At 30.4% G+C, this 13820-nt stretch carries 13 protein-coding genes; 7 read left to right on the top strand and 6 right to left on the bottom strand.

What is annotated here, in order from left to right; translation table 11 throughout:
• The 6 genes from VBY68_RS15585 to VBY68_RS15610 form a co-directional block, all read right to left on the bottom strand.
• Positions 1 to 1029 (bottom strand): rod shape-determining protein, encoded by a 1029-nt coding sequence (locus tag VBY68_RS15585; protein ID WP_099215508.1) that lies wholly within the window; start codon positions 1027 to 1029, stop codon positions 1 to 3.
• 82 nt (positions 1030 to 1111) lie between these two features.
• Positions 1112 to 2638 carry a bifunctional phosphoribosylaminoimidazolecarboxamide formyltransferase/IMP cyclohydrolase gene (purH, locus tag VBY68_RS15590; RefSeq protein WP_099215507.1) on the bottom strand — a complete coding sequence of 509 codons (1527 nt, stop codon included), beginning with the start codon at positions 2636 to 2638 and terminating at the stop codon, positions 1112 to 1114.
• A 143-nt stretch (positions 2639 to 2781) separates the two neighbouring features.
• A complete protein-coding gene (locus tag VBY68_RS15595; RefSeq protein ID WP_255406694.1) occupies positions 2782 to 2907 on the bottom strand; it encodes a hypothetical protein in 126 nt (41 codons plus the stop codon).
• Between the two features lie 86 nt (positions 2908 to 2993).
• Positions 2994 to 3446 carry a GAF domain-containing protein gene (locus VBY68_RS15600; RefSeq protein ID WP_415270248.1) on the bottom strand — a complete coding sequence of 151 codons (453 nt, stop codon included), beginning with the start codon at positions 3444 to 3446 and terminating at the stop codon, positions 2994 to 2996.
• A gap of 285 nt (positions 3447 to 3731) precedes the next feature.
• Positions 3732 to 5096, bottom strand: a complete 1365-nt coding sequence (locus tag VBY68_RS15605; RefSeq protein ID WP_099215505.1) for a DUF5458 family protein — start codon at positions 5094 to 5096, stop codon at positions 3732 to 3734.
• A 21-nt stretch (positions 5097 to 5117) separates the two neighbouring features.
• Positions 5118 to 5573, bottom strand: coding sequence for a hypothetical protein (locus tag VBY68_RS15610; RefSeq protein WP_099215504.1), 456 nt, complete (start codon positions 5571 to 5573; stop codon positions 5118 to 5120).
• Between the two features lie 80 nt (positions 5574 to 5653).
• Here VBY68_RS15610 and VBY68_RS15615 point away from each other — a divergent pair, with 80 nt between their 5' ends.
• The 7 genes from VBY68_RS15615 to tssO are packed head-to-tail and all read left to right on the top strand — an operon-like array spanning position 5654 to position 13820.
• The gene (locus tag VBY68_RS15615) at positions 5654 to 6088 is read left to right on the top strand and encodes a GPW/gp25 family protein (protein WP_099215503.1); all 435 of its coding nucleotides are present in this window, start codon (positions 5654 to 5656) and stop codon (positions 6086 to 6088) included.
• A 15-nt stretch (positions 6089 to 6103) separates the two neighbouring features.
• Positions 6104 to 7885, top strand: coding sequence for a type VI secretion system baseplate subunit TssF (locus tag VBY68_RS15620; protein ID WP_124590590.1), 1782 nt, complete (start codon positions 6104 to 6106; stop codon positions 7883 to 7885).
• A gap of 2 nt (positions 7886 to 7887) precedes the next feature.
• On the top strand, positions 7888 to 10329 hold the full coding sequence (locus VBY68_RS15625) for an AAA family ATPase (protein WP_124590592.1): 2442 nt from the start codon (positions 7888 to 7890) through the stop codon (positions 10327 to 10329).
• Complete coding sequence (locus tag VBY68_RS15630) at positions 10314 to 11258, top strand: hypothetical protein (RefSeq protein ID WP_415270249.1); 945 nt, start codon at positions 10314 to 10316, stop codon at positions 11256 to 11258. The genes VBY68_RS15625 and VBY68_RS15630 overlap by 16 nt, the downstream gene beginning before the upstream one ends.
• A 14-nt stretch (positions 11259 to 11272) precedes the next feature.
• On the top strand, positions 11273 to 12151 hold the full coding sequence (locus VBY68_RS15635) for a TssN family type VI secretion system protein (protein WP_099276749.1): 879 nt from the start codon (positions 11273 to 11275) through the stop codon (positions 12149 to 12151).
• Entirely contained in the window at positions 12141 to 13310 is a 1170-nt protein-coding gene (locus VBY68_RS15640) for a hypothetical protein (RefSeq protein WP_124590598.1), read from the top strand. The genes VBY68_RS15635 and VBY68_RS15640 overlap by 11 nt, the downstream gene beginning before the upstream one ends.
• Before the next feature lie 12 nt (positions 13311 to 13322).
• Positions 13323 to 13820, top strand: a complete 498-nt coding sequence (gene tssO / locus VBY68_RS15645) for a type VI secretion system TssO (RefSeq protein WP_099215497.1) — start codon at positions 13323 to 13325, stop codon at positions 13818 to 13820.

Consider the following 13820-nt stretch of genomic DNA (forward strand, 5'->3'; position numbering starts at 1 on the left):
TTATTTGATTAATACAGTTTTGTATTTTTCTAAATTTTTAAGCGCAATACCTGTTCCACGAACTACAGCACGTAACGGATCTTCAGCAACATATACTGGTAAATCTGTTTTTCTAGATAAACGTTTATCTAAACCTCTTAGCATTGAACCACCCCCAGCTAAATAAATACCTGTATTGTAAATATCGGCAGCTAATTCAGGAGGCGTTTTAGATAGAGTCTCCATTACGGCATCTTCAATACGTAAAATTGATTTATCTAGTGCTTTTGCAATTTCACGATAAGAAACTTGTATTTGTTTAGGTTTCCCACTTAGTAAATCACGTCCTTGCACCATCATATCTTCAGGTGGATTGTCTAAATCTTCTGTAGCAGAACCTATTTGCAACTTTATTCTTTCAGCAGTGGTTTCTCCAACATGTAAATTGTGCTGAGTACGCATGTAATACATAATGTCGCTGGTAAATAAATCTCCTGCAACTTTTACTGATTGATCACAAACAATGCCTGCTAGTGCTATAACAGCAATTTCGGTAGTACCACCACCTATATCAATAATCATATTTCCTTTAGGCTCCATAATATCAACACCCACACCAATAGCTGCAGCCATTGGTTCATAAATCAAGTAGATTTCTTTAGCATTCATATGACGGCCAGAGTCGATAACCGCTCGTTTTTCAACCTCAGTAATTCCTGAAGGAATACAAATCACCATTCGTAATGATGGCGGAAATAATCTTTTCTTTATTGCAGGAATTTGTTTTACAAATTCCTTAATCATTTCTTCAGAAGCTTGAAAGTCAGCAATTACACCGTCTTTTAAAGGACGTATGGTCTTGATGTTTTCGTGGGTTTTTCCTTGCATCCTACTAGCTTCATGCCCTGTGGCAATAATTTTACCAGTAAGCCTGTTTCTAGCAACAATAGAGGGGTTATCAATAACCACCTTACCATTGTGGATAATAAGTGTATTTGCAGTACCTAAATCAACTGCAATATCTTCTGTCATGAAATCGAAAAAACCCATAAAGATTTCGTTATTTATATTTAATTTTAATGTATTCTCACAAATCTAATAAAAATCTGTGGGTATTTTACACTCAATATAATTAATGTTTAAAATGTCTAGTTCCAGTAAAAACCATAGCTACATTATTATCGTTACAATAATCAATACTTAATTGGTCTTTAATAGACCCCCCTGGTTGAATTACACTTTTTATACCTGCTTTATCTGCTATTTCTACACAGTCAGGAAAAGGGAAAAAAGCATCACTAGCCATAACAGCTCCATTTAAGTCAAAGTTAAAGCTATTAGCCTTTTCAATGGCTTGTCTTAAAGCATCAACTCTACTTGTTTGACCTGTTCCCCCAGCCAATAATTGTTTGTCTTTTACTAAAATAATAGTGTTAGACTTAGTGTTTTTACACAATTTAGATGCAAATAACAAGTCCTCTAACTCACTTTCTGAAGGTTTATTGTTAGTAGGGTATGATAAATCATCTAATTTGTCTGTAATATAATCTTTATCTTGAACTAATACTCCGTTTAAGGCTGTTCTTACTGTTTGTTTAGGTAATTCAACTTCTTTTTGAATTAAAATTACTCTATTCTTCTTACCTTTTAAAACTTCTAATGCGTCTGCATCATAAGCAGGAGCAATAACCACTTCACAGAATAATTTATGAATTTCTTCAGCAGTAGCTTTATCAATAGTAGTGTTAGAAATTAATATACCACCAAAAGCAGAAACAGGGTCGCCAGCTAATGCATCTACATAGGCTTGGTGAATAGTTTTTCTTTGAGCAAAACCACAAGCGTTGTTATGCTTTAAAATAGCAAATGTTGGATCTTCACCTTTAAATTCTTCTATTAAATTAACAGCAGCATCAACATCTAATAAGTTATTGTAGCTTAATTCTTTTCCATGTAGTTTATCAAACATAGCATCTAAATCGCCAAAGAAAAAACCTTTTTGATGAGGATTCTCTCCATAACGTAATACTTTAGAGGTAGTTTCGCTAGCTTTATATACAACTTCATCTTCATTGAAATAATTGAAAATAGCAGTGTCGTAATGTGAAGAGATGTTAAAAGCTTTAGCAGCAAACTTTTTTCTATCGTTCAACGAAGTTTCTCCGTTGTTATCTGAAATAATAGTTAAGAAATCTTCGTATTGTTCCATTGAAGAGACAATTACAGTGTCTTTAAAGTTTTTTGCTGCGGCACGAATTAGTGAAATACCACCAATATCAATTTTTTCAATAATATCTTGTTCAGAAGCTCCAGAAGCTACTGTTTTTTCAAAAGGATATAAATCTACAATTACTAAATCTAATTGAGGTATATTGTATTCTTCCATCTCGGCAATATCACCTTCGTGATCTTGTCTGTTTAAAATTCCTCCAAAAACTTTAGGGTGTAAAGTTTTTACTCTTCCTCCTAAAATAGAAGGATACGAAGTAACATCTTCTACTGGTACTACATCAATCCCTAAGTCTTTGATAAACTTTTCTGTACCTCCTGTAGAGTAAATAGTAACGCCTAGTTCGTTAAGTTTTTTAACAATAGGCTCTAATCCGTCCTTATGGAAAACGGAAATTAATGCTGATTTAATAGTTTTTGTATTGTTCATTATTGTTGTGTTGTTAAGCTTGCAAAGCTAGTAAAACAGTAGGCGTTACACAATAATTTTTTAAGTTTTTAAGATTGAAAACACCACCAAAAATAAAATGATTTTGGTGGTGTTTTTTCAACAACAAAATTGTAAAAGAAAAACTACTCTGCAGTTTCTAAAAAATTGCGAAACCAGATAGTGAATTTTTCTACTAAAGATTGTTGAGATTCTGAACGAGCATTAGCACTGCCTAATGCTGCATAAGAAGGATGTTCTCTACTGCTCATATTTAAGGGGATTAATGGGGTTGTTAAAAAAATCAGAGATCAAATAAAATAAAAAAAAACTTAATAATCAAGCGATTATGTAAAAATTATATAAAATCAGCTACTTTTTTACAAATGTACTCTAATAAAACCTCATCATTTTGGGTAAATGGGTTAACTGTATGAGAATCAATATCAATTTGCCCTACGTTTTCATTGTTGACAAAAATAGGAATAACAATCTCAGATTTCACTTTCCATCCACAAGAAATATAATTGTCTTGTTTGCTAACGTCTTGTACTACAAAGTTTTCATTGCTAACAGCTACTTGACCACAAATACCCTTTCCAAAAGGAATAATTGTATGATCTGTAGGTTCACCATTGAATTGTGCTAATTTTAATTCTTCTTTGTCTCCATTTTTAAAATAGAAACCAACCCAATCGTAATAAGAGATTTCTGAAGCTAAATAATCACAAATTTGTTGTAGCTTTTCTTCTTTTGAAGTTTTGTTGCTGATTATGGTATCTATATTATTTTTTAGTTCTTGTAAATTCATAAAAATGTTTTTTATCTTATTTGTAAAGAAAGTTTAAAGCTTACAAAAATAGTTGTATGTATTGTGATAAAAAACTGAATTTCACTTTTTGTAGCTTATTATAGAGTGTTTTAAGAAATTTTTATGAAAAAGATAACTTTTGTTGAGCAGTGTTCTGTTAAAGAGAGTAGTAGAGAGGGTAGCAATATTGTTTTATGCTCTTTAAATAAAAAAAAGCAAAAGTTTTAAACTTTTGCTTTTTCTGTTCTTTTCTATAAAAGAAAATGAATGTATTTTAAAGTTGAATTACTGTTGAACGTATTCACTGTGCCATACAGCATCTTCAGGTCCATCTCCTTTGTGTCCGTCTAATTGGATAACAAAACTTTTAGCAGGGAAATAAGGAGTGATATGAATGTCTAATAAAACACGGTCTTTTTGGTTTTGATCCTGTTCTATTTTTATAACCTTAAAACGTTCGATTAATTTAGTTGGTCCTTGGATATCATCTAAAAACTTAACTATTTGACGACGTAAATCAGCTTCAGTTCTTGAACTCCAATTCTCAAATGCACGTCTGTTTAAGAAATCAAATAATACTTTTGTTATATGATCAAATACTCTTACAACAGAGTAGGTTTGTAGCCCTAAGTTGTCTCCGTTAAATAAAGTTTTAGCTGAGAAAGCCATTACTTTACTATATTCGTTTACCATAGGAACTAATCCCATTTTTTCAATTTCAGAAATTTCACTTTTCTTAAGGTCGAATCTTACACTTTCTACTTCGTTAATACCACCAAACTTTTTACCTGCTACTACTTGTGACATTAAAGTGTGGTATATTTTACCAGCTAAAGCAGAAGATGGTGGAACGTATAAATTGTCCTCTTCACCAACAGCGTCTTCTTTTTTTCTTCCTAAAAGCCAGTTACAGGTCATTAAAGTATTTGACTTATGAACTTCTCCTCCTGAGTGATTAGCGTTAGAGAACATGTCGATAATGTCATCTGGGGTTTCTAAGTCTTGGAAATCGGTTAATAAAACAGCTTTGTTTTCGTATGCTATTTTAGACCATTTATCTAACACTACGTTAGAACCAAGATAACCAGGTACTACTAATATAGAGTAGTTGTCTTTTAAATCTAATCTATCAAAATTTTGTTTAAGTTCATTTGATACATAGTCTATAAAAAGAGGGTTTTCTAAATCTTTTAATTGACTTAAATCGGCATTTAAGATTGTAATGTTTTTAACCTTATCTTTCTCTGTGTTTTTGTAGAATAAAGCTACAGATCTGTATGAGGTTTCTAATTCCTTAGTCTTTTCTAAGGTTTTCTTTAAGTTGTAGTTTAAAACTCCTTCGATGTTAGTAGCTTTTTCTTTTGCAGAATCACACATCGATTCTATGTTTTCGCTACTTTTTAGAATTTCTAACCAAACAGAAAGTCTGTTTTTTAAGTTTTTTCTTTCTCCTTTCCATTGCTCGTCGTTTAAAAATAGACTTTTTCTAGCTTTTCTTTTTGGGTTTAAGTTTGAGTATCCATCAACAATATTCTCAATAAAAGAGAAACCTCCATATTCTTTAATACCGTCAATAGCGTTAGCTACTTCTTGACTAGGGGACTGTTGTTTTACTTCTTCCGACTGTTGCGTTTTTACTTTTGTAGACATAGCTAATTATGTTTTTTGTTTTTATTGTTCAGCTTGATCGATTTCTTTAATAGATTCTTCTAAAATCTTAATAAATGTATCTTTAGTTTCGGGGTTGCTAAGAGCTTTCATTAGTGCTCTGTTAGAAGATAATTGTCTTGAAATTCTTAAGTACTGATCCTTTTCTATATCAAGTTTATTTAGAAAAGAACTGTTAGCTTTAATGTTCTCAACGTTAAAATCACTTAAATTATTGAAGTTTAAAGATTCTTTAACGTCAGCACCATTTTCATCGGTGTGTTCAAGTTTTACTGAAGGTGAAAACTTTTCAAATACAGCTTCGATAGTGTCTAAACCATAAGTAGCTTCGGGGGTTGCTGGAGCTTCGTCGGTAAGTTTTTGGATTAATAGGGTTTTGTTGGAAGAAATGTTTGCGATTGATTCATTAGCATCAACTTTAACTTCATTACCTCCAATTCCGTAATTGTACATTGCCATAATAATTTTTTTTATTCTGCTACGAATCTATTAAATAATTGATAAAAAAAATTATTTTTACAGAAAAAAATTAAGGAAAAATGAATTATTTGAAGATCCCCCTAGACTTTTCCAGTATAACAAAAAGAAATAAAGAAAATAATAGATTGGGGTGTACACTTGAAGAATCCATAGCCCAGCACCTCATGATAATTGCTACTTCAAAACAGGGCGAAGTTTTTGGAAGACCCAATTATGGTTCCGATATTTGGGACTTAGAGTTTAATCAGTTGGTTAAAATCAATAAATGGGAAGAAAAAGTTAAAGATTCTTTATATTACGCCTTTATTGAATATGAACCTAGGCTTAAGGATATTAGAGTTAGTGTAAGGTTGTCTGAAATAGATGATGATGCTGAGACTACTGATGTTCATGTAAGAAGAAAAGCAGAGATAAAAGTTTTCGGGACAATTATTGAAACCGAAGCTCCATTTAATTTCGCTACACTTTTTTACATCAGCCCTTTATCTCAATAAAAAGAAAAAAACGCAATGAGAGACGAATACTTTATGAAAATTAAAAATCGAATGCTTTTGCGTTCGATGGAGTTATGGGGAATTAAAGACAAAAGAAGTGTCGACCCTATTTTAGATTTATTACTACATACTTTTGCTTATGAAATATCAAAATTACATCAACAGGTAGATGTTTCAGATAAAGAACTGCTTGATAGATTATCTAGGATATTAGTAAGTAATAAATGGTCTTTACCCTCACCTTCGCATGCTTTGCTAAAAGCACAACCAGAAGATGATACTACACAGCTTTATGTTTCAGATCATTTTTATTGCTCAAAAAGAAGATTTGGAGAAGAAAAATTAGATGTCTTCTTTACACCCATTATCGCAAAACAACTCATAAATGCCTCTGTTAAATATTTAGGATATGATGATAAATTGCAAATAAGTGAAAATCAATTTGGAAATATAGAAGATGCTCTTTATTTATCTCAGGAGAATAAAATTAAAGATTATGAACTTTGGTTTGGAGTAGAGATTTCAAATGAATTGTTAGAGGAAACAAACAACTTATCCCTTTGTTTTATTTTAAAAGATAGTTCACTCTTACCTTTTTTAAAAACGATGAAGGTTTATGATGTGGATGGTAATGAAATGCTTCTAGATAAGGAAGAGTTAATAAACAAGAATAGTGAAGTTCATTATTTTGATGATGTTGTTTCGTTTTATGAAGATTGTTTTTATACGTTAAGTTTAAATGAATCTTGTAAGTCAAAAAAAACAATTACAGAGTTGTTTGGTGAACAGGACGATTTTTTCGTTGAACCAGAAGATTTAAATGAGAAATTGTTGTGGTTTAAAGTAAAGCTTCCAGAGGTTTTTTCTAAAGATAAACTGCAAGGAATAGATGTGAGTTTAAATACTTTTCCGGTAGTTAATAGAAAATTAGAGTACAAACAGCATAATTTTAGAAAAAATGGTAGGATTTTATCTGTGCTTAGTGAAGGTGTAGACTATTTTTTAAATATTGAAAGTTTAAATGATGATAAAGGAAATAGTTATGCTAATGTTATAGGAAACTCTACAGAAAGCCTTGAAGGTGGTTACTCGTTGTATTTTGGAGATATAGGAAGGTTTGATACTAGAAGTGCTAAAATGATGTTGAGTAAAACCTCACAAACAGTAAGAGAAGAAGGAAGTGCTTTTTCTTCAATAGGTTATGATATTATACAAGCTTACTTAGATGACTTGCATGAAAAACTAGATGAAATTGATAAGAAAATTCATTTAGAATTTGGAGAGGTTAATGCAACTAATGATAAAACTTTTTTATTGACCTATCCGCATAAAGAAGCTTTTAATTACGAGTTTCAATATTGGTTAACAAATGCTAGTCAGGCTAATGGAATTAACACAAGTTACACCTTTAATCAATATAGAACAGGTAAGTTTATCGACAGTAAGATAAAGTTAAAAACAGATACAATAGGAGGTTATATTAGAAAGGAAGAACATGACAAAATAAACGGTTTACGTTATGGGCTGCTTACAAGAGAAAGAATTGTAACAAGAGAAGATGTAAAAAGCTTTGTAAATAGTAAAATAGGGCGCTTTGTTGAAGAAATTTCGATAAAAGACGGTGTAGCGATTTCAAAAGAAAAGAAAAAAGGTTTGATAAGAACCACTGATATATATATTAAAACAAAAAAAGAGTTAATCTCTAAAGAAAAACAAACCCTTTTCAGTTATTATCTTGAGAAGGAACTGGAAAAGAGATCTATATCAAATATAACTTATAAAGTATTTTTTATTTAAAAATGATAGAAAAAGATTACAGTTCAAGTGCTTTATCAAGCATAAAAAGAGCTAAAAGTATTGCTTACAGAGAAAATCAAAGTACCTATGGCGTTAGCCATTTAATAACATCACTAATTAACGAGCCTACTGGTTTAGAGGAGATTATTGATGGTATGGGTAAAGATGCTAGCTATGTCCTTGAGTGGTTTGAGGTAATGAAAGAAATGTATAAGTCTACGCCTCTACAAGCTTCAGGTGATGTAAATCCAGATAGCGAAGTAGCTAAAGTTTTTGAAGAGTCTGAACGTTCAAAAATAAAATTAGGAACAGAAAATATTGATGCTTTATGCATTTTTACAGCAGTAGTAAGAGAAGGTGTTGTATATTCTGGCCAACAAATAGAAACTTTAGGAATAACCGAACAAGATATTTTAAAACACTACAATGCAAATACTCCTACTTTTTTAGAATCAAATGCAAAAGAAAATATTTCGGCAATAAGTTCATATATTGAAGATCTTCAAACACAAGAGGTAATTCAAAAAGGAAACTTAATCTTAGGTAGAGAAAAAGAAGTACGATTAATCTTAGAAAATTTTGAAAGGTCAGAAAGTAAAGGTGTTATTCTAGTTGGAGATTCTGGAATAGGAAAAACAGCAACTATAAATTACTTTGTAAGAGAGTTAAGTAATAGTACAGATGAGTATTTAAAAAGTCATTTGGTATTTAAACTCAATGTTCCAAAACTATTAGCAGGAGCAAGTTCTGAAAATGATGTAAACAAGAAAATATCAGAATTATTTGAGAAGTTAGAGTCTATTGATGCTCCTTCCATATTAGTGGTGGATGATCTTCATGTATTACTTGAAAACTCTTCAGGAAAAACTAATGCCATTGTAAATATTTTAAACGCTCAATTAAGTGAAGGACGAATTAATATGATTTTTACTATTAATTCAGATTCATACAGAAAAAATCTTGAAAGACATCCTATAGATGGCAAATTAGAAATATTGAAGCTAGAAGAGTTGGGTGGTTTAGAGATGTTAAAATGTTTGCATAGACACAAAAAAAGGCTAGAACTACATTTTGATATTAAAATTTCAGATAGAGCAATTGAGGAATCTATACATCTTTCAAAAAGGTATTTTAAAGAAAAAAAATTACCCTATGGAGCAATAGATTTAATAGATAAAACTGTAGCAGCTGTTAAGATGAGTAATGCTACGGTATTAGGAGAAGTTAGAAAAATAGAAAAAGAATTTAATGAAGTTAAAGACTCGGATAAATTTGATTTTTCTGATTTGCAATTGATCTATAATACCATATACAGAAAAGTTAGTGTTATTCAAACTTCAAAAGTAACCAAGTCATTTAATTTAGTATCTGATAATCCAGATTTACAGGAAGAAATATCTAAGGTTGATGAATTCTTATCTATGCTAAAAGAGCTAGCTAAGACATCTATAGATGTTGTAAGTGAAATAGATATAGAAGCTGTTGTGTCAGAAATAACAGGTATTCCTTTAGGTAAAATTCAGACAGAAGAAAAAGAACGTCTTCTCAATATAGATAAAAGATTAAAAGAGCGAGTTAAAGGTCAATCGAATGCTATTCAAACATTATCAGATGCTATTATAGAGTCGAGAAGTGGACTTAGTAACCCTAAGCAACCAATTGGTTCTTTCTTCTTTTTAGGCCCTACAGGAACAGGGAAAACTGAATTGACCAAATCATTAGCTGAGTTATTATTTGACGATGAAACGGCGATGATTCGTTTTGATATGTCTGAATTTAAAGAAGAACATTCTGCAGCATTGCTTTATGGAGCGCCTCCAGGATATGTTGGTTATGAAGAAGGAGGGATGTTAGTAACTAAAATAAGACAGCGTCCATATTCAGTAGTTTTATTTGATGAAATTGAAAAGGCTCACAGTTCTGTATATGATGTTTTTCTTCAATTAATGGATGAGGGTGTGATTCATGATAAACTAGGTAGAGAAGGAGATTTCTCTAATGCTATTGTCATTTTTACATCTAACATCGGTAGTCAGTGGATTGCTGAACAAATAACAGAAGGGAAAATTCCTACTTCAAATGAGTTAATAGAGGTAATGGCACAACACTTTAGACCCGAATTTTTAGGAAGGTTAACAGAGGTAGTTCCATTCGCTCCAATTAATCAAAAAGTAGCACAAGATATTTTAGGAATACATTTTAATAAGCTTAGAAAGCAGCTAGAACAACAAAAACAAATAGTATTAGACATCTCTGATGAAGCTTTAGAGTTTTTATCAAAAAAAGGTTTTTCTCAAAAGTATGGTGCTAGACCTATTGCTGGAGTTGTAAGAACGTATGTTAAAAAGGTAATATCTAAAATGATAGTTTCTGAACAGGTAAATAAAGGAGACCATGTATTGTTAGATTATAAAAACAATAATCTTGTATGGGAGCTAGTGTAAAAGAAAATGATGTTGTTGTTGACGATCTTGTTCGTAATATGGCATCTAACTTTATTGGAGAAGTTTTTGTAGAAGAATTAGAGTTTTTACTAGATAAAAATGTTTCTGAGACACTAATTGTGAGAAATCATGGTATGAATAGTAGAGCTCAGTCTAAAGATGTTTTATCTGTCGATTCAAACTTTATAGCTAAAGATACTGGTTTTGAAGAAAACTTAGTTGTCAACTTAAGTAGAAACAGTATATATCATCAACTGCCAGAAATTTTGTTCTATCCTCTCTCTTTAGGGGTTAATTCTGATAACAAAAAAGAAGTGGTTGATACCATTCGTAGGAATAGAGAAAAAGAAAAAGGAGATATTAACTTCTTTACCCTTTTTGATACAGAAATTTTTAAAGAAAGAGTTAGGATTAATAATAGAAGTTTGAACTTTTTCTCAGATAAAAAATCAAAACAAAACCTACTAAACATTTTCAAAGAAATTATAGGATCTGATTTGCAAATTTCTGATCAATCTTTGTATAAACTATTTCTTAATTTATGTAAGTCAGAGTTTTTTAAGGAAAACTTAGTAGAGTTAGAAAAATTAATACAAGTAGTTTTAGGCTTAAAAGTAAAACTAAGCTATGTGCCTTGCGTTATTAATGAATCTCCTTTTTTAAGTTTAGGAGATGCCGTTTTAGGAGTTAATTTAGGTTTAAGCGGAAAACTCTATAGCGAGATAGATGATGTAAAGGTAGTAGTAGTGTTAGAAAAAGAAGTTGAAAACTTTAAGATTTTAGAAAAAAGTGTTTTACAAATAAAAGAAGTTCTGAGCTTCTTTCTAATCTCCTCAAGAAAAATCCATATTACTTATCAGACAAACTCTGATCAATCTTTTGTTTTGGCAGAAAGATTTCTAGGGTATGACTCATATTTAACTAAATAAGAAAAGAAAAAGTTATGAACATAATAATAGTATATTTTTTAAAATTTCTTTTAGCACCTTTAATAGCCATTATATCTTTAATGGTGTTAAATAATATAGTAAAAGCTAAAAAATCCTTTAACATAAAAAAGGCAATTGTTTTAGTTTTGTTACTTACTCTTATTTTAATAGCACCAGTTTTTATAAGCCTGTTAAAATATGAGTTTGTATGGTTGGGACTAATTCTTACGGTTTTATGTTATCTTTTTGTGGGTGTGTTTTTTATGCTTTTTCAAAACACGAAGTTTTATAAGTCTATAGGTTTAGATAATAAATTTCATACACTATTTTTTGCTTTTATAGTAATGGTACTTTCTGCGTGGTTGTATTATTTGATCTTCGAAAAAATAAGTAACCTCCCTTATGCACTTTGGGCTATGTTGTCAATAATTTGGTTTGTATTACCCTTGTTATACACGATGTCTTTAGGCTACTTCTTAAACATATCAAAGCCATTTTATAAAGCTTGGAATGTTTCAGACAATGGAGCTACTGACATGTATTGGGATAATGTAGATGTTTTTAAACTAATACAAGTTACAGTAAAAATTAAAAGAAATCCTGATGATAAAAACTATAGTTCTTTTTCGGTAAAGTTACCAATGGAAGTATCAGTAGGTATGTGGTTTAACCGTTTTATTGAAGATCAAAATTTTAGATTCCCTGATAGAATGATTGACACCTATTTAGACGGAGAACCTATTGGTTGGATATTTTATACCAATAAGTGGTTCAACTTCCCTTTGTTTACAAAAGTTTTAGATGCTGAAAAAGATGGAAAATTTAATAGAATTAGAAATAAACAAACTATATACATAAGAAGAACTGCATTAAATACTATTGATGATGAATAAGAAAAATAATAAAATGAATTATTTACCAATAAATTGGACTGACGGAGTAAAAATATCTGCTGAGCATTTTTTTAAAAATTATAACAATACAATTGAAACTATAAAAGATTATAACTCTGTTTCTCTTAAAAATTATGAGTATGGTTTAATAGAAGGAGGAGCTGATTTTGATAACCTACAATTAGATGTTTTAAGTGATGGGGATAATTCTTTAGTAATAAAACTTAAGTCATGTAATGCAATTACAGAAAAAGGGTATAGAATCATGTATCATCGTGATTTGTATGGAGGAAACTCACCTTATGTAACTTTAAAAACATCTGATTTTGATAAAACAGAAAGCGAAGAGTTTTATATAATTCTATCTTTATCACCCTTCGAGTATTTACCAGTAGGTGTTCCAGATCCTGAGGTTGTACCACTACACCACCCTAATGTTTTACCAAAATTAGAGCTACATACACTTCCTGTTTCAAAAATTAATACAAGTTTTTTAAAAGAACACTTTTTAGTTGTAGGAAAAGTTTTGTGGATTAATGGATTGTTTTCAATAGACGAAGGATATGTACCTCCAGTAGTTAATTTGTCTTCAAATGAAAGATTAGAAGGTTTTAGTAAAGGGTTGTTACAGGTTCTTATTAAGTCTAAAAACTATTCTATCAAAATATTTAAAAAGAATAATGGGCAAAAAAGCAGTAACAAATTAGTAGCTAATACTTTTTCTATCTGTGCAAAACTACAAGAGTATTATAGTGACAACATCTTTAACTTAGAGAACATTTCGGTAAGTAGATCTCCTATGTATTTAGTAGATAGGTTAGTTGTGTTAGCAAATAAACTTTCTATTTGTCTAAGTATTATGGACGATAAAGAAAAAGAACAATTATTACAGTACTACTATCAATGGACAGATATTAAACCTTCAGACTTTCTAGATGCTATAGTAGATGCTGTAAATGTTAAGTATAATCATATAGAAATAGCAGAAACTTTTGATGTGTTAAATAGGTTTGTAGCTATGTTAGAGCGTGTGTTTAAAAAGATGAGTGAACTAGAGTATATAGGACAAAGAAAAGATAATATCGTAATTAACGAAGAATCAGGTTCACAGTTCAATAGAAATAGAGGTAAAAATAGTACTTGGAGTATAATTGATTAATACAAATTCCTTATGAAGGCTTTAAATCACAAAGAAAGAAAAAAACAAATTCTTAAATTTTTTGCGTCATTCTCTTTAACAGCAGTAGTTGTATTTTTCTGTTTATATGTCACTTTAATTATTGCAGAAAAAGGAGTTGTTTTAATTGAAAGTAAACAATCTCACTATAATGAAGTTTTTAAAAAGCAAGCAATGTTAAATTTTAAAATGGAAGAACTTTTTAAAAATTTATACAGCTTAAAAAATAAACGAAGAAATATAGGGGAGTATAGGCAAATGCAAAAGATTATTACCAATACTAGGGTTGAGATAAGACAAAGTATTGATAGTACAAAAAAAGAAAATAACTACTATAAAATTTACGGTGAGTTTTTATCGGAGATAAGAAATATTCAATCACTTCTTGAAAGCTATAATAAGGAGGTTAATACGAGGGAAGCTAACAAGGAACAGTTAGAAAAATGTAGAGAAAAGTATAAAGACTTAAATAAAGATTTAAACAAAGATTAA

The sequence above is a fragment of the Tenacibaculum ascidiaceicola genome, from assembly GCF_047470925.1.
Classification (GTDB): Bacteria; Bacteroidota; Bacteroidia; order Flavobacteriales; family Flavobacteriaceae; genus Polaribacter; species Polaribacter discolor.

Excerpts from the sequence above, each read along its gene's own strand:
- VBY68_RS15585 (WP_099215508.1), bottom strand. The coding sequence starts at position 1,029 with ATGGGTTTTTTCGATTTCATGACAGAAGATATTGCAGTTGATTTAGGT.
- purH (WP_099215507.1), bottom strand. The coding sequence starts at position 2,638 with ATGAACAATACAAAAACTATTAAATCAGCATTAATTTCCGTTTTCCAT.
- VBY68_RS15595 (WP_255406694.1), bottom strand. The coding sequence starts at position 2,907 with ATGAGCAGTAGAGAACATCCTTCTTATGCAGCATTAGGCAGTGCTAAT.
- VBY68_RS15600 (WP_415270248.1), bottom strand. The coding sequence starts at position 3,446 with ATGAATTTACAAGAACTAAAAAATAATATAGATACCATAATCAGCAAC.
- VBY68_RS15605 (WP_099215505.1), bottom strand. The coding sequence starts at position 5,096 with ATGTCTACAAAAGTAAAAACGCAACAGTCGGAAGAAGTAAAACAACAG.
- VBY68_RS15610 (WP_099215504.1), bottom strand. The coding sequence starts at position 5,573 with ATGGCAATGTACAATTACGGAATTGGAGGTAATGAAGTTAAAGTTGAT.
- VBY68_RS15615 (WP_099215503.1), top strand. The coding sequence starts at position 5,654 with ATGAATTATTTGAAGATCCCCCTAGACTTTTCCAGTATAACAAAAAGA.
- VBY68_RS15620 (WP_124590590.1), top strand. The coding sequence starts at position 6,104 with ATGAGAGACGAATACTTTATGAAAATTAAAAATCGAATGCTTTTGCGT.
- VBY68_RS15625 (WP_124590592.1), top strand. The coding sequence starts at position 7,888 with ATGATAGAAAAAGATTACAGTTCAAGTGCTTTATCAAGCATAAAAAGA.
- VBY68_RS15630 (WP_415270249.1), top strand. The coding sequence starts at position 10,314 with ATGGGAGCTAGTGTAAAAGAAAATGATGTTGTTGTTGACGATCTTGTT.
- VBY68_RS15635 (WP_099276749.1), top strand. The coding sequence starts at position 11,273 with ATGAACATAATAATAGTATATTTTTTAAAATTTCTTTTAGCACCTTTA.
- VBY68_RS15640 (WP_124590598.1), top strand. The coding sequence starts at position 12,141 with ATGATGAATAAGAAAAATAATAAAATGAATTATTTACCAATAAATTGG.
- tssO (WP_099215497.1), top strand. The coding sequence starts at position 13,323 with ATGAAGGCTTTAAATCACAAAGAAAGAAAAAAACAAATTCTTAAATTT.